Below are 17,253 nucleotides of genomic sequence, written 5' to 3'. Positions count from 1 at the left end.
GGTAAGGCTACAATAAGAGCGATCAAAATGATGCATTTGAAAAGAATAACTTCCGTTCGTTATTGGGGGTCGGTAGTGGTTATTTAAAACAGTTTCAATCCTGTTGTTTAATACAAAACACGTAATTTCGCCCTTTGAAATTTCGCTATGGATAGAGTCAATCGTTTTTCACTTATAAATCCTGCCAAAAGTCCAATTTTTTACGGTTATATTGTCCTCATTGTGGGCTCCTTGGGCATATACTTCAGTATACCCGGACAGACTATTGGGGTTTCGATTTTTACCGATCCCGTAAAAGATGCTTTGGGGCTTTCTCGAAATCAATTTAGTAACGCTTATATGATAGGGACCATATTGAGTTCCCTGTTTATCGGTAAGGCCGGGATTTGGTTTGATCGCTATGGGGCACGGTATACGGCCTTTTTTGCGGCACTGACTCTGGCTTTCGCCCTGTTTCTAAGTTCGTTGTCGCTTGAGATGAGCAATCTGGTAAAGACCACCTTCCTTATCGATTCCTGGTTGGTCCCTTTTAGTGTAATGACCTTGCTGTTCTTTTTGATCCGTTTTTCGGGACAAGGGGTTTTGACAATGGCCTCTAGGAATATGATCATGATCTGGTTCGATAAAAACAGGGGTAAGGTAAATGCTTTTAGTGGTATTGCCATTTCCTTTGGTTTTTCGTCCTCACCCCTATGGGTCAATTTACTGATTGAGGACTATCGTTGGGATGGGGCGTGGCGTATATTGGCCTTGGCACTTTTGGTTTTTAGTATCCTCATTCTACAGTTTTATAAGAACAGACCGGAAGAACATGGTCTTTTGCCCGATGGGGCCGATATTCCGGATAATACACAGACCGAAGTTAAGGAGGAGAGGAAACAATATACCTTGCAGCAAGCAAAAGCTACACGTGCTTTTTGGATGTATGGGTTAATGTTGGCCTTCAATAGTTTTTTTATCACGGGACTAACCTTCCATGTGGTCTCGATTTTCGCGAACGAAGGGTATCCTAAATCAGAAGCTATTTCGATTTTCTTACCTGCGTCGGTAGTGGCTGTTACTATTTCGAGCATTTTCAATTACCTAAGCGATTACCTTTCGTTAAAACTGTATTTGTATTTAATGCTTTTTGGGGGTATAATCGCTTCTTTGGGGTTGTTGATGTTGTCTTCCCCTATGGGTATGTATTTCTTGATTGCCGGAATTGGGCTCTTGGGTGGTTTTTTTGCAGTGTTGAATGCCATCGCCTGGCCGCGGTTTTATGGACGGGATCATTTAGGGGCCATAACCGGGAAGATCATGGGGTTGATTGTATTCGCCAGCGCTTTGGCTCCCTCTGTCTTTAGTTTGTGCTTTTCAACCTTTGATTCGTATGGGTTATTGGGGTATTTGGCTCTTGCTTTCTTGCTTTTTTTGGTCGTAGGTTCTATAAAAGCAGATAATCCGCAATAATTGACAAAAAAAAATATTTCGCCCTTAGGTCAATAAAATCAGTATAAATAATTTATTTATAGTGCTTTACGGTTAAAAAAGCCCCCAATTACATTTATTGGGGCTATCTTTGTCTTAAGAAAAGTAATTAATTAAAATTTTAACAATGGGTAAAGGAACAGTAAAGTTCTTCAATAATGCCAAAGGATTTGGTTTTATAACTGAAGAAGGCGTTGACAAGGATCATTTTGTACACGTATCTGGATTAGTAGACGAAATTCGTGAAGGCGATGAAGTTGAATTTGATCTAGAAGAAGGTAATAAAGGATTAAATGCGGTAAACGTAAAAGTAGTTTAATATATACTATTTAATTTTTTAAGACAGGAGCCTATCAATATTGATAGGCTTTTTTTGTAGGCTTTTTTTAAATAATTCTCTAAATTGCTTTACGTGGGTTTTGTTTTAAAATTGCCGTGATGTCGCATATGAAAGTCGAAAAAAATCTTTTCCCGATATTCCCCTTTTTGTTTATAGGGGCTAGGTCGCAAAGCAGCACCCATACCAGTTACGAATCAGGGCATCTCATAATTTCGAAACTGACCGTGCATACAAAGGATAATATTGTCAGCTATTACCCCAATGGGAAAGTCCTGTTCGGAGGATGTTTGATTAAGTCCGAAGGTGCCGGTAAAGGATATCTTGGTGATGCCAACCTGCATGAATGGTCAAATACCGTAGAAAGCTTAAAGAGGAAATATCCCGATGTGGAAGTGGTGATACCCGGTCACGGAAATACTGGGAAAATGGGGTTGTTGGACTATAACATCAAAATGGTCAAAGAATAAGTGTGCCTATGTTGAAACCAAGAATTGAAGCTTTAAAAGAAAAAAGATTGGTAGGTAAACACCTTAGAATGTCGTTGGCCCAAAACAGGACCGAGGAACTGTGGGGTTCATTCATGCCAATGATCAAAACGATTTCCAACACCATTTCAGACAATAAATTTTCACTACAGGTATATCCAAAAGACTATTTTGATAATTTTGATCCCACAATCGAATTCGAGAAGTGGGCTATGGTTGAGGTGGTTGATTTCATTAATGTTCCCGGCCAATGTAGTACTTTTGTCTTACAGGCAGGCTTATATGCTGTTTTTGACTACAAAGGTTCCGGTACCAATAGTCGGATATTTGAGTATATCTTTTCCTCTTGGTTGCCCAACTCGGACTATATTTTGGATAATCGACCCCATTTTGAGGTGCTGGGGGAAAAGTACAAGAACAACCACCCCGAATCCGAAGAGCAGATTTGGATTCCGGTACGACATAAATAAAAAGATTAAAAACAAGGTATATGATATCTAAATATGGAATTTTTGGGCGATTAAGCACCTTTGCGGTGCTATGGTGCATGGTCAGTCAATCGATTTATGCCCAGGGTTTCGAAGGGTATTATCAATATCCCGATGTACACGGGAATACCTTGGTGTTTTCCGCGGAAGGTGATATTTGGACGGTTCCTTTGGCCGGAGGGTTGGCACGAAAGTTGACAACCCATACCGAGGAGGAACAATATCCTGCCATATCCCCCGACGGAAAGACCATTGCCTTCTCAGCAAGTTACGAAGGTCCTACCGAAATATACACCATGCCTATAACCGGAGGGCTTCCGGTTCGTTGGACGTATGAAAGTGATGTTTCGATAGCTAATGGTTGGACACCAGACGGGAAGATCGTATATGATACCCGTGCCTATGCCACGTTGCCAGATCGTCAATTGGTGACCGTAGATATGAATACCAAAATCAAGGAACGAATTCCCTTGAGTCAAGCCAGTGAGGCCTCTTTTGATGCTTCGGGGAACACCGTTTTTTTTGTGAGACCATCCTATCATGGCAATGTGACCAAACGATACAAAGGGGGTACGGCCAGACAAATCTGGAAATTTACCCAAGGTAGTCCAGAGGCCATTCAGTTGACCAAAGGATATGCCGGTGAAAGCCATCATCCCATGTGGTATAACGGAAGGGTCTATTTCATTACCGATCGCGATGGGATCATGAATATTTGGTCTATGGACGGGGATGGCAATGATCTAAAACAGCACACCGATTATACCGGTTTTGATGTCCGATATGCCAATCTTCACAATGGTAATATCGTATATCAAATTGGAGCCGATATATGGCATTATACCATTGCGGATGGAACCAAGAAGAAAATAGACATTCGATTGACATCGGACCTGGATCAATTACGTGAAAAGTGGGTAGAGGACCCATCGAAATATATTACCGCCGTCAAACCGGATGCCCAAGGGGAAAGGGTAGTGATCACGGCTAGGGGAAGGACTTTTGTGGTGCCGGTGAAGTCGGGCCGTTGGGTAGCATTTACCGATAAGAAGAATGTCAGGCTTAGGGATGCTGTTTTTTCCCCCGATGGAAAAAGGATTTATGTGCTTTCCGATGAAAGTGGGGAATTCGAATTTGTTAGTATGCCCAGTAATGGCGTAGGACCCAATAAATCGATTACCCAAGATGGTAAAGTTTTAAGATATGCGGGCAAGCCTTCACCCGATGGTAAATGGTTGGCTTATGATGATTTGGAAGGACATTTGTTTATACTGGATATTGCCACGGGGGTAAGTAAAAAAATATCGACCAACGAAGAAGGTATTTACGCTTTATCATGGGCACCGGACAGTAAATGGATTGCCTTTACCGAAGTAGCGGATAATACCATGGCGCAGGTACATTTATACGGTGTGGTATCGGGCAACTCCTTTCCTATAACTACCAATAGGGCGAACAGTAATTATCCGGCATGGAGTCCCGATGGCAAGTTTATTTATTTTCTTTCAGATAGAAGCTTTACGACCCTAGTGGGAAGTCCGTGGGGACCAAGACAACCGGAACCATATTTTGATGCCAGTGAGAAACTGTATCATATTGCCTTACAAAAAGGAACTAGGTCTCCTTTTCGACCCGACGATGAATTGGTACCCAAGACCAAAAAGGATGATGAAAAGGAAAAAGGGAAGGAAAAAGTCAATGTGATTGTTGATCAGGAAGGAATTGTCGAACGAATTCAGGAAGTGCCGTTGAAGCCCGGTAATTATAGGGGATTGGCCGTGACCAAAGAAGCCATCTACACCTTGGTCAGCGAAACCGGTGTTGATGCGAAGACGCATTTAGGGGTTTTGAAAATCGATAAGGAGGAGGTGAAACTGAAAACCATGGTTGAGGATGTCCGAAGTTTTAACATGACCGCCGATGGCAAGAAATTATTGGTTAGGCAAAAGAACAATTTTTATATGGTCGATGCCGGGACCGATAAGGTCAGTAGTTTGAATGATCATAAGATAGATCTTTCCGGATGGAAATTTGCGATAACCCCCCAAGAGGATTGGAAGCAGATTTTTACCGATGCCTGGCGTATGGAACGTGATTATTTTTATGATAAGAATATGCATGGGGTGAACTGGAAGGCCATGTATGATAAATATTATCCTTTAACCGATCGTATAACCACTAGAAGTGAATTGTCCGATCTCATAGGTCGGTTTGTAGGGGAGTTGTCTGCCTTGCATACCAGCGTAAGGGGTGGTGATATGAGGAATGATGATGTGAATATCCCTGTTGCGGACTTAGGGGCAAGATTGGTTCGTGATGAAGGCCAAGGTGGTTTCCGTATTGATTATATTTATAAAGCAGACCCGGATTATCCCGATGAAAAATCGCCTTTGGATGATCCATATCTCGATGTTAAGGTCGGGGATATCATAACCGATGTCAATGGTAAGCCAGCATTGTCCGCCTTGGACATGGGTGAATTGATCCGGAACCAGGAAGATAAACAGGTAAGGTTGACGGTAAAACGTGGCACCATAAAAAAAGATATCATTGTAAAACCCAAGGGGAATATTTACAGTCTGCGATATCGCGATTGGGAATATTCCAGGCGTTTGGCCGTAGAGGAGGCTACCGAAGGAAAAGTGGGATACCTGCATTTACAGGCCATGGGCAGTCGGGATCTAAACCAATGGTATAGGGAGTTTTATCCTATTTTTGATAGACCGGGACTGATCATTGATGTACGGCATAATAGAGGGGGTAATATTGAAAGTTTCATATTGGAAAAATTGCTTCGTAAAGCCTGGATGTATTGGAAATCACGTTCAGGAAAGCCGTATTGGAATATGCAGTATGCCTTCCGTGGGCATATCGTTATCCTTGTCGATGGTAATACGGCCTCCGATGGTGAGGCATTTGCGGATGGCTTTAAAAAATTAGGCTTGGGTACGGCTATAGGTACGCGTACCTGGGGGGGTGAAATCTGGTTGAGCGGGGCGAATCGATTAAGTGATGGTGGTTTGGCTAGGGCACCCATGATGGGGGTTTATGGGGAAAATGGGGAATGGCTTATCGAAGGTCATGGTTTTGAACCCGATATTGTAGTTGATAACCTGCCGCATGCAACCTTCAAAGGGGAAGATGCCCAATTGGAAGCGGCTATTACACACCTTGAAAAATTAATAAAGGAAGACCCGAGGGAGGTGCCAAAACCACCCGCATATCCAGATAAATCGTTCAATAATAAAGAATAAAATAAAATAAAATATAAAATGGATTTAAATATTGCAGTACTTATAGATGGGGATAATATTCCCTCCGCTTACGTCAAGGAGATGATGGCGGAAATAGCCAAATACGGTAACCCGACGATCAAACGTATTTATGGGGATTGGACCAATCCGCGTTTGGGTAAATGGAAGAACGTTCTCTTGGAAAATGCCATTACCCCGATACAACAATACGGGTATACCTCGGGTAAGAACGCTACGGATTCGGCGATGATCATCGATGCCATGGATATATTATATTCCAGCAAGGTCAATGGGTTCTGTATCGTAAGTAGTGATAGCGATTTTACGCGTCTGGCTACAAGATTGCGGGAAGCCGGTATGCAAGTGATAGGAATGGGCGAAAAGAAAACCCCCAAACCATTTATTGTGGCCTGTGATCGGTTTATCTATATCGAGATTCTTAAAGCCCAATCAGAGGAAACGTTGGGGACGAACCAAAGTGAGAATGTTCCGGAAAGTAATGTAGATAAGATCACTCCAAAGGATATTCGACTTATAGCTTCGACCATTGATGATGTGGCCGATGATGATGGCTGGGCCTTCTTGGGGGATGTAGGTAGCTTGCTTCAAAAAAGACATCCAAATTTCGATTCCCGTAATTATGGTTTTCAGAAGTTGACGCCTTTAATGTCGGCTATTAAGAATTTTGAATTGGACCGTAGAGAGGATTCCCGGGGCCGTAATAAGTTGGTCTATGTAAAGGTGAAAGAAAAAAAATCATCACACTCCCGAAAGAAATAGGGGTTTAAGTCCATAAGTTTCAATATAAAACAAGAATGACCTATATTCTATGGTCTAAATTTATAGGATAGAATCTTTAAGTACATCATATGGAAACAATACATAGAAAATCACAAATAGTATTCCTCGCCTTATTCCTGATGGCCTCATCTATTACCTGGTCCAGTGAAAATTCAAATGCAACAACAATAGATATCCCAGCATTCAACGAAGCGTTGGTCGGTACGTATGAATATACGGTTGATAATGTGCTCTATGAATATAGTAAAGGGCTCATTGTTATCGATAAGTTAGATACGGCATATACCGTTAAGATAAAGTTGGAGCAAGGTGAATTGGAAGGGAAGGATGTTGAAGTGGTCGGGAATTCCATAAAATTCAATCTTTTTATAGAAGGGCAAACCGTAGCGGTGGAATTGACAGCCACAAGTGATGGGATATCGGGAAAAAGCAGTACCAATGAAGGAACGTTCATGGTTAAGGGCAAAAGACGTTCTTGAAGGTTGTCTTAGGGCATGGTTTTCATAAACTGGGCAGGTATAGGCAACTAGTGTAGCGTTCAGCTTTTTTGGGGGTTTAAACGATTGGGTTTTTATGCTTAAATTTGATAATCCCCCAATTCATATAACTTTTAAACAACCAACCCTATGTTTATGAAATATATACTGCCACTCTTTTTGTTATTGGTTATGGCCTGTGGCCAAAAAAAGGAAAATGTTGATTTGATCGTAATCAATTCAAATACCTATACCGTAGATGGGGATTTTTCCAAAGCCGAGGCTTTTGCGGTAAATGATGGTAAGTTTTTAGCCATAGGCACATCGGATGAAATTCAAGCGAAATATATTTCCGATACTATCATGGACGCCCAAGGAAAAACCATTACTCCCGGACTCATTGATGCCCATTGCCATTTTTACGGATTGGGCCAAAAACAACAAGTGGTCGATTTGATGGGGACCAAGGGTTATGATGAGGTACTTGAAAAAGTCAAGGCGTTTCAGGAACGTGATCCGATGGACTTTATCCTTGGGGATGGATGGGATCAGAACGATTGGGAGGTAAAGGAATTTCCCACTAAAGATAAATTGGATGCCTTGTTTCCAGATACACCGGTAGCCCTAATCCGAATCGATGGGCACGCACTCTTGGTCAACCAAAAAGCATTGGATATGGCTGGTATTGATACGGATACCAAGGTCGATGGTGGTGAAATCGTCAAGAAAGATGGGAAATTGACCGGTGTTTTGATCGATAACCCCATGGATATGGTCTATGCCGTAATTCCTCCCATGGATAGGGAGGCCCAAATCCAAGCTTTAAAGGATGCCGAAAGCATTTGTTTGGATTATGGATTGACTACTGTGAATGATGCGGGACTTGCTCGTTCAACCATAGCGTTGATCGATAGCCTTCAGCAAACCGGGGATCTATCCATTCGGATATATGCGATGATAAGCGCTTCTCAAAGTAATTTGGATTATTATTTGAAGCGTAAACCCTTTAAAACCGAACACCTGAATGTGCGTTCCTTCAAGGTATATGCCGATGGGGCCCTGGGTTCAAGAGGAGCGGCTATGCGCGAACCTTATTCTGATAAACCGGGACATTATGGGGCCATGGTTACCCCTATAGCCCAAATAGAGCGTTTGGCGGATAGCATTGCAGCAACCGAATACCAAATGAATACACATGCCATAGGCGATTCTGCCAATGCCGTTGTTTTAAGGACTTATAAAAGAGCCTTGGAAGGTAAAAAAGATAGACGTTGGAAAGTTGAGCACGCACAGATTATTTCCCCAGCGTATTTTGATTACTTCAAGGATGGGATTATCCCTTCCGTACAACCGACCCATGCGACCAGTGATATGTATTGGGCAGGGGATCGGATAGGGGAAGAACGGGAAAAAGGAGCTTATGCCTATAAAGCCTTATTGGAAAAAGCCGGGACTATTGCTTTGGGAACCGACTTTCCTGTGGAAAAAGTGAGTCCGTTCCTAACGTTCTATGCCGCTGTGGCGAGGAAGGATTTGGAGGGTTATCCCGAGAAAGGCTATCAGATGAAAGATGCATTGACCCGCGAAGAAACCTTAAAGGGCATGACCATTTGGGCGGCGTATTCCAATTTTGAGGAAGATGAGAAGGGCAGTATAGAAGTAGGGAAGTTCGCCGATTTCACGGTGTATAGCGACAACCTGATGGAAGTATCTATTGAAAATGTTCCAAAAATCATGGCAGAACAGACTTATATTGCCGGGAAACGGGTTCATTAAACATAAAAAAACCGAAGCAATTTGCTTCGGTTTTTCATTCTTGATCATTTAGATCGATCGTCTTAGAACATAATAGGTAGGTTAACCCTAACGGTTCCCCAACCCATTACCAATTGTGCTCCACCTTCTACTTCCTTGAAGGCCATTGAGAATGCGTCCAAAGACTCACTGTCATTACTGGTCGCAGCCTTGACCCTTACTACATCTGCTTTTTTGTCATAAGAATACGCACCCCATTGGTTGAGGTTGCTGTTTAGGATAACCGTCCATTCCCCTTTACCAGGAATAGTGAATAAGGAATAGGTACCTGCTTTTACATCGGTACCGCCTACATTGGCATCCTTGTAAAAAGTAATTTCAACGGCTTCATTGGCACCGGTTCTCCATACTTCACCGGCGGGTGCAAGTTCTGAAACGGAACGACCTTTTAATTGAGGTCTACTGTACGTTACACGAACCGCTTTGTCGGCTACTTTGTAACTGGAAGGGAATGATGTCATGTCCATGGGACTTTTGTCCAATCCGCTGAACTTCTGGGCAGATAAATTGCTCGTGCATATCAAGGCAAGCATGATAAGGGATAGTGTTGCTAGTTTTTTCATAATCATTTTAGTCTTTGTTTTTTGTCCTGAATTCGTTTCAGGTTTAGTTTTTCCAAAACTAAATAGTTCTCTATTTATTGGAATACAAAAAGTCGTTAAAATTATCCCAACTTACATAATGGGCGGTTATTTTTGTTTTTCCGTATAAATGGTATCAATATGTAGTTTAATCTATGTTTAAGATAATAAAATGTAATCATTATGTGATATTATGTTTTTTAAATGAAAGTTTAAATAGATATTTGCCTATAAATTGATATAAATATTAAAGTATGTGTGGAATTGTTTGTGCCTTTGACGTAAAGGAAAGTACAGAAGTTTTAAGGCCTCAATTGTTGGAAATGTCCAAGAAAATCAGGCATAGAGGACCAGACTGGAGCGGTATATATGCGGATGAGAAAGCTATTTTGGCTCATGAAAGGTTGTCTATTGTCGATCCAGCCTCGGGAAAACAACCGTTGTTCAGTCCTGATAAGAAGTTAGTGCTTGCCGCCAATGGGGAAATATATAACCATAGGGAGCTACGAAAGCAGTTTGAGGGTAAATATGATTTTCAGACAGAATCCGATTGTGAAGTGATTCTAGCCTTGTATCAAGAGAAGGGAGTTGACTTTATCGATGAGATGAACGGGATATTCGGTTTTGCCATTTATGATGCTGAAAAAGACGAATATTTTGTAGCCCGTGACCATATGGGGATCATTCCTTTATACATGGGATGGGATCAGAACGGAACTTTCTATGTGGCTTCTGAATTAAAGGCGTTGGAAGGTACCTGTACCAAAATTGAATTGTTCCCTCCCGGACATTACTTACATAGTAGTGATGGGGAATTGAAGCAATGGTATACCCGTGATTGGATGGAGTACGATGCCGTTAAAGATAATGAAACCAGTATCCAAGAGATAAAAGAAGCTTTGGAAGCAGCGGTTCATAGACAGCTAATGTCTGATGTGCCTTATGGTGTGTTGCTTTCTGGAGGACTTGATTCTTCGGTAACCTCTGCCATAGCGAAAAAGTATGCACAGAAACGTATCGAGTCAAATGATACAACCGATGCTTGGTGGCCCCAATTACATTCCTTTTCAGTAGGTTTGGAGGGTTCACCGGATTTAGCGGCAGCCCGGAAAGTTGCCGACCATATAGGAACGGTGCACCACGAAATCAAATTTACCATCCAAGAGGGGCTAGATGCCATCAAGGATGTGGTATACAACCTGGAAACCTATGACATCACTACCATTAGGGCTTCCACCCCAATGTATTTGATGGCACGTGTTATTAAGTCAATGGGAATAAAAATGGTGCTTTCAGGCGAAGGAGCCGATGAATTGTTCGGAGGCTATCTGTATTTCCACAAAGCACCGAACGCTGAGGAATTCCACGAAGAAACCGTTCGTAAGTTGAGTAAACTACACATGTACGATTGTCTAAGGGCGAATAAATCGTTGGCAGCTTGGGGAATTGAAGGGCGTGTTCCATTCTTGGATAAGGAATTCATGGATGTCGCCATGAGGATCAACCCCCAGGATAAGATGATCAACGGGGAACGCATGGAAAAATGGGTGGTTCGTAAGGCTTTTGAGGAAATGCTTCCAGAAAGTGTGGCATGGAGACAGAAAGAACAATTCTCTGATGGTGTTGGCTATAGTTGGATCGATACTTTGAAGGAAGTTGTGGCAACGGAAGTTACCGATGAGCAATTGGCGAACGCCAAATTCCGTTTTCCATTGCAAACACCTACAACGAAAGAAGAGTTCTATTATAGAACTATTTTCGAATCACATTTCCCATCCGATGCCGCCGCATTATGTGTGCCCCAGGAACCTTCAGTGGCCTGTAGTACAAAGATTGCCTTGGAATGGGATGAGGCGTTCAAGAACATGAACGATCCATCGGGAAGGGCAGTGGCCAATGTTCATGACGATGCTTATTAAGAGTAAGCGATTTTAAGCAAATAAAAAAATCTGATAGCCTTCCTAGGGAGGTGTATAGTTTCGGATTTTAGTTGAATTAGTCAAAAAAGAAGTGTCATTCATTTGATGCTTCTTTTCTGTTTGTGGCCTATGGGAGGAAAAGGAAAGCAAACCAGTAGTTATTGCTTGAAAAACACCAAATAATTTGGGCCATATTTTCCACAATTATTGTTGATAACTTCAAGGTTAAAAAAAAGCCAAAGGCCTATATTCCATAGGGTATTGGTTATATTTGTAAGATTGCAAAAATTATAATGACTACAACAACTTAATTTATGAGTGAAGAAGTAAATAAAAAGAATTATTCAGCCGATAGTATCCAGGCCCTAGAGGGTATGGAGCATGTTCGAATGCGTCCTTCAATGTATATCGGGGACGTTGGTGTTCGAGGGTTGCATCATTTGGTGTATGAGGTTGTGGATAACTCCATTGATGAGGCCATGGGTGGCCATTGTGATACCATCAGTGTGATCATAAACGAAGACAATTCTATTACAACACGGGATAATGGTCGAGGTATTCCGGTTGATATGCATAAGAAAGAAGGGGTATCGGCCTTGGAGGTGGTGATGACCAAAATCGGTGCTGGTGGTAAATTCGATAAGGACTCCTATAAGGTTTCCGGTGGTTTACACGGGGTAGGGGTTTCCGTGGTAAACGCACTTTCCGATCACCTCAAGGCTACGGTATATCGCGATGGGAAAATCTGGGAGCAGGAATATGAGCGTGGCAAATCCATCTATCCTGTAAAAAGTATAGGGGAAACCACCGAAAGGGGTACGGAAGTAACTTTTCATCCTGATACGGAAATTTTTAAACAGACCATAGAGTATAGTTATGAAACCTTGTCCAATAGAATGCGGGAGCTTTCATTTTTGAACAAGGGGGTTACCATAAGCATTACCGATAAAAGACAAAAGGATGAAAAAGGGGAGTACGTGTCAGAAGTCTTTTACTCCGATGAGGGGTTAAAGGAATTCGTCAAGTTCTTGGATGGTAATCGGGAATCCTTGATCCAGAATGTGATCTCCATGGAAAGTGAAAAGAATGATATTCCTGTTGAGGTGGCTATGATATACAATACCTCCTATACGGAAAATCTTCATTCCTATGTAAACAATATCAACACCCATGAAGGGGGTACACATTTATCTGGATTTAGAAGGGGATTGACAAGTACCTTGAAAAAATATGCGGATGCCTCTGGAATGTTGGACAAGTTGAAGTTTGAGATTCAAGGGGATGATTTTAGGGAAGGTTTGACCGCAATCGTATCGGTTAAGGTGGCCGAACCCCAATTTGAGGGACAAACAAAAACCAAATTAGGTAACCGTGAAGTGTCTTCGGCAGTGAGTCAATCGGTATCCGAGATGTTGACCAATTATTTGGAAGAACATCCCGATGATGCCAAGATCATTGTCCAAAAAGTTATTTTGGCTGCCCAGGCCAGACATGCCGCTTCAAAGGCACGTGAAATGGTGCAGCGTAAGAATGTGATGTCAGGTGGTGGTCTGCCGGGTAAATTATCGGATTGCTCCGACCAGGATCCTGAGAATTGCGAATTGTACCTTGTCGAGGGTGATTCCGCGGGGGGTACGGCCAAAATGGGACGTGATCGAAATTTCCAGGCTATATTACCGCTAAGGGGTAAGATTCTGAATGTTGAGAAAGCCATGCAACACAAGGTTTTTGAAAATGAGGAAATCAAGAATATTTATACGGCACTTGGGGTTACCATAGGAACCGAAGAGGATAGTAAGGCATTGAACCTCGAAAAGCTTCGTTATCATAAGGTAGTCATCATGTGTGATGCCGATGTTGATGGTAGTCATATCGAAACCTTGATTTTAACATTCTTCTTCCGTTATATGCGTGAGTTGATAGATGGGGGCCATGTGTATATTGCAACCCCTCCCTTGTATCTTGTGAAAAAAGGTAGTAAGAAACGATACGCTTGGTCCGAAGAGGAACGTGATGAAATTGCCAAAAGTTTTAATGGTAGCGTAGGTATACAAAGGTATAAAGGTCTGGGTGAGATGAATGCTGAGCAACTTTGGGATACTACTATGAATCCTGAGTTTAGAACCTTGCGTCAGATTACCATAGACAATGCTACAGAAACGGATAGGGTGTTTTCTATGTTGATGGGCGATGAGGTGCCCCCTAGAAGGGAATTTATTGAGAAAAATGCCGTTTATGCGAACATTGACGCATAAGAAACGGTAGTTACACAACAAAAATCCTGACGGTAACGTCGGGATTTTTAGTTTTAGGGAAAATTCATACAAATGAAACGAATAGTATCCCTAGTAGCGTTAGCCTTTGGTTTACAGGCTGCAGCACAATCCAATATCAATGAAATATTGGCAGCAGGACTCAATGATGCCGAAAGATTCACCACCGATTATCTCGCTCCGGCTTCAGAAGGATTTATATATAGTCTTTCCAGTGGTTGGTACAATACGGCCGATGCCAAACCTTTGGGAGGTTTTGAGATTTCAATAATCGGGAATATGGCCGGTTATAAGAACAAGGATGATAAAAAGGCCTTTGAATTGAATACGGCCGATTATGACAACCTGAAATTTTCAGACGGTAGTACCTCAAAATTAGTATCCAGTGCTTTGGGTGATATTGAGGGGGTCAATGTGTATATCGAGGATGAGAATGGCTTGTTGAGGCAAGATATTGAATTGCCCACCGGATTGGCCTCTGAAAACATCAACTTTGTACCCTCCGCTTTTATCCAAGCGAGTGTCGGACTCATAAAAGGTACCGAGTTAAAGGCGCGATTCTTGCCGAAAGTCAGTACGGATGAGTATAAAATAGGAATGTATGGTTTGGGAATCCAACATGATTTCACCAAACTCCTTCCTGCGGATAAGATCTTACCTGTGGCCATATCAGCGATTATTGGATATACCCATTTGGATGGGTCTTATGATTTTTCCAATTCCAGCATCGTAGATGGTGCGGATCAGAAATTGGAGGTTGATGTTAATACCTGGGTTTTTCAAGCAGTGGTATCTACAAAGCTTCCCATCATTAATTTTTATGGTGGATTAGGGTATCTATCCGGGTCGTCAACTACCGATGTACTAGGTACCTACCGGGTTCAGTCAGGACCTTTCCAACAAACATATGTCGATCCCTTCTCCATTAAAAAGAAGGCTAGCGGTATGACCGCAAACCTTGGCACGAAATTAAAATTGGGATTCTTTAGGTTGCATGCCGATTATACCTTGGCAGAGTTCAATACCCTATCGGTGGGTATTAATTTTGGTTTTAGGTAGTGTTGGGTAACAGAACTATGTTTTAAAGCCTTGGTTGTCCTAACAGACGATCGAGGCTTTTTTATTAGCCTCCTTTTATGGTAATCAATATTTTTTCATAGGCTTACAGATTAAATCTTTCCTCAAAATTTCAAAAGTAGCATTACTATTTAATCTTGTTTTATACAGGTTAAAGTACTTGTAAGTGGGGTTTGTATTGGGAATTGTGTAAAAGTCCATTACGGTTTATCTGATATATTTGCTGTTAATCCGAAAACACATGGCCTTTTAAATGCATTTCAACCGATAAATTGAACCGTTTGTCGAATCTTCATACTAATGGTATGAATATCACGTCTTAAGGTTGTTCGGTAAACATTCGGCATGTGTTACAAAACAAATAGAAGGGGACCTAATGATTTTGGATGCTGAAAATTTGGAAACAAAATTTATTGGGAATTGTGTTACATCGTTCTCTTGATTCTGTTTAGTATGTTATTTTGAAATACTGTATGTCTTTGTATAAAGAGTTTCTACAACGTTCTGTTTTGGGGTAAGGATTTTGATCGTTGGAAGGAAATAAGATAAACCTTCATAGGAGGTGTGAAGGGCTTTTGATTAAGTAGGTTTATTTGATTATTAAAATAAAGAAAAGCCTCGATTTTGGGGATCGTGGCTTTTTTAATTGAGTAAGATGGATTGTGTTCAGTCCAAGAATCCTTAATCGTTTTAAGGATGTAATCGATAAGTTGGGGATATTATTCCCTTACCGCAATGATGTTTCCTTTATCATCGATAAGTGAAGCTTGTTCCGGTGTATCCTTCATGGTAACCTTATCGTCTGGCTTGTCTTCCAATCCGGGATAACAGATGGTATATACGCCATCTACTTCTTTCCAGCTAAAATCCGTTTTGGCTACAACCACGCCATTTTCCTTAATGTGGTAACGACCCAAGTAGGCGTCGTTGAAAATCCATTCAAAACGTGTGGATACTTTTCCGGTATCACTAGAGGTGAGTGCGGATGAACTAGTCCATATTCCGATTACGGGGTCATTGTTCTCTGGTATTCTTGAGCAATTACTGGCAAATATGATGCCTACGATTGCAAGGAATGAAAATAGCTTTTTCATCAGTATGTTGTTATAGATTCGGGGTCAATAAAAATATAACGATGAAGGCTGTTTGGGTATTGCTAAAATTCGATGTATGACACTAAATTTGCCATATCTTCGTTGAACAGTACCTTTCTTTAACAAAAGCCGTATTTTAAAGGAGTTTGTATTGGTAAGGAAGAATAATATAAACTGATTTTTGTCATATTTTTTTGCGTACGTTTCAGTACTTTTGTACCGTTAAAATTAACAACTAAAAACAAAATCATATGAAAGTTACCGTAGTAGGTGCAGGAGCTGTTGGTGCAAGTTGTGCCGAGTATATTGCTATTAAGGATTTCGCCTCTGAGGTGGTGATATTGGATATTAAGGAAGGGTATGCCGAAGGTAAGGCCATGGACTTGATGCAGACAGCCTCTTTAAATGGGTTCGACACAAAAATTACAGGAAGCACAAGTGATTACGCCAAAACAGCTGGTAGTGATATCGCTGTAATCACATCCGGTATTCCAAGAAAACCGGGAATGACCAGGGAAGAACTGATCGGTATTAATGCCGGAATAGTCAAAACGGTGGCTATGAGTCTTATTGAGCATTCACCAAATGTAATTTTGATCGTTGTTAGTAATCCTATGGACACCATGACCTACTTGGCTCATAAAGTAACAGGATTGCCAAAAAACAGGATTATTGGTATGGGTGGCGCTTTGGATAGTGCCCGTTTCAAATATCGTTTGGCGGAAGCCTTGGAAGCGCCAATCTCCGATATTGATGGTATGGTAATAGGAGGTCATAGTGATACAGGAATGGTGCCATTGGCATCCCACGCTACGCGTAATAGTATTAAGGTAACCGAATTTATAAAAGAGGACCGTCTACAACAAGTTGTTGAGGATACGAAAGTTGGTGGGGCCACTTTAACCAAATTATTGGGTACCAGCGCATGGTATGCTCCAGGTGCTGCGGTTTCAGCCTTGGTTCAGTCCATTGCTTGCGATCAGAAGAAAATGTTTCCATGTTCTACCTTCTTGGAAGGCGAATACGGTCTTAACGATATTTGTATCGGTGTTCCTGTTATCTTAGGTAAAAACGGTATAGAGAAAATCGTTGATATTCCATTGTCCGATGCCGAAAAAGCAAAAATGAAAGAGAGTGCTGAAGGTGTTTCGAAAACCAACGGACTTTTGGACGTTTAAGA

The 17,253-nt window shown here is 41.6% G+C and carries 13 protein-coding genes and 1 pseudogene; 12 read left to right on the top strand and 2 right to left on the bottom strand.

The genetic code is table 11. The annotated features are described in order from the left end of the window. The first annotated feature begins 147 nt into the window (after positions 1–147). From HPE56_RS09610 to HPE56_RS09575, 8 genes and pseudogenes are all read left to right on the top strand, one after another. Complete coding sequence (locus tag HPE56_RS09610; protein ID WP_188243564.1) at positions 148–1,452, top strand: MFS transporter; 1,305 nt, start codon at positions 148–150, stop codon at positions 1,450–1,452. Positions 1,453–1,597: 145 nt separating this feature from the next. Next, entirely contained in the window at positions 1,598–1,789 is a 192-nt protein-coding gene (locus HPE56_RS09605; protein WP_188243563.1) for a cold-shock protein, read from the top strand. Between the two features lie 248 nt (positions 1,790–2,037). Beyond that, positions 2,038–2,277 (top strand): annotated as a pseudogene (locus HPE56_RS09600) (MBL fold metallo-hydrolase); the annotation flags it as partial. 8 nt (positions 2,278–2,285) lie between these two features. Beyond that, positions 2,286–2,765: a GyrI-like domain-containing protein gene (locus HPE56_RS09595; protein WP_188243561.1), complete on the top strand. Its 480-nt coding sequence runs from the start codon at positions 2,286–2,288 to the stop codon at positions 2,763–2,765. Positions 2,766–2,785: 20 nt separating this feature from the next. After that, positions 2,786–6,037 (top strand): S41 family peptidase, encoded by a 3,252-nt coding sequence (locus HPE56_RS09590; RefSeq protein ID WP_188243560.1) that lies wholly within the window; start codon positions 2,786–2,788, stop codon positions 6,035–6,037. Between the two features lie 18 nt (positions 6,038–6,055). Continuing rightward, complete coding sequence (locus tag HPE56_RS09585; RefSeq protein WP_188243559.1) at positions 6,056–6,817, top strand: NYN domain-containing protein; 762 nt, start codon at positions 6,056–6,058, stop codon at positions 6,815–6,817. An 89-nt stretch (positions 6,818–6,906) separates the two neighbouring features. Continuing rightward, positions 6,907–7,317: a hypothetical protein gene (locus HPE56_RS09580; protein WP_188243558.1), complete on the top strand. Its 411-nt coding sequence runs from the start codon at positions 6,907–6,909 to the stop codon at positions 7,315–7,317. A 153-nt stretch (positions 7,318–7,470) separates the two neighbouring features. Next, a complete protein-coding gene (locus tag HPE56_RS09575) occupies positions 7,471–9,090 on the top strand; it encodes an amidohydrolase (protein WP_188243557.1) in 1,620 nt (539 codons plus the stop codon). 62 nt (positions 9,091–9,152) lie between these two features. On the opposite strand, the gene HPE56_RS09570 is transcribed toward HPE56_RS09575, so the two are convergent. After that, positions 9,153–9,692 (bottom strand): DUF2911 domain-containing protein, encoded by a 540-nt coding sequence (locus HPE56_RS09570; RefSeq protein WP_188243556.1) that lies wholly within the window; start codon positions 9,690–9,692, stop codon positions 9,153–9,155. 272 nt (positions 9,693–9,964) lie between these two features. Between HPE56_RS09570 and asnB the strand changes: the two genes are divergently transcribed. From asnB to HPE56_RS09555, 3 genes are all read left to right on the top strand, one after another. Further along, positions 9,965–11,629 carry an asparagine synthase B gene (gene asnB / locus HPE56_RS09565; protein WP_188243555.1) on the top strand — a complete coding sequence of 555 codons (1,665 nt, stop codon included), beginning with the start codon at positions 9,965–9,967 and terminating at the stop codon, positions 11,627–11,629. A 314-nt stretch (positions 11,630–11,943) separates the two neighbouring features. Next, entirely contained in the window at positions 11,944–13,884 is a 1,941-nt protein-coding gene (gyrB, locus tag HPE56_RS09560; protein ID WP_188243554.1) for a DNA topoisomerase (ATP-hydrolyzing) subunit B, read from the top strand. Between the two features lie 72 nt (positions 13,885–13,956). Continuing rightward, positions 13,957–14,961 carry a DUF6588 family protein gene (locus HPE56_RS09555; RefSeq protein ID WP_188243553.1) on the top strand — a complete coding sequence of 335 codons (1,005 nt, stop codon included), beginning with the start codon at positions 13,957–13,959 and terminating at the stop codon, positions 14,959–14,961. A 737-nt stretch (positions 14,962–15,698) separates the two neighbouring features. On the opposite strand, the gene HPE56_RS09550 is transcribed toward HPE56_RS09555, so the two are convergent. Beyond that, a complete protein-coding gene (locus HPE56_RS09550; RefSeq protein WP_188243552.1) occupies positions 15,699–16,073 on the bottom strand; it encodes a hypothetical protein in 375 nt (124 codons plus the stop codon). 251 nt (positions 16,074–16,324) lie between these two features. On the opposite strand from HPE56_RS09550, the gene mdh reads away from it, so the two are divergent. Further along, complete coding sequence (gene mdh, locus HPE56_RS09545) at positions 16,325–17,251, top strand: malate dehydrogenase (RefSeq protein WP_188243551.1); 927 nt, start codon at positions 16,325–16,327, stop codon at positions 17,249–17,251. Positions 17,252–17,253 lie beyond the last annotated feature (2 nt).

Source organism: Maribacter aquimaris (assembly GCF_014596745.1).
In the GTDB taxonomy this organism is placed as follows: domain Bacteria; phylum Bacteroidota; class Bacteroidia; order Flavobacteriales; family Flavobacteriaceae; genus Maribacter_A; species Maribacter_A aquimaris.
The sequence above is the reverse complement of the archived record's forward strand: the minus strand, read 5'-3'. Positions and strand labels throughout refer to the sequence as shown.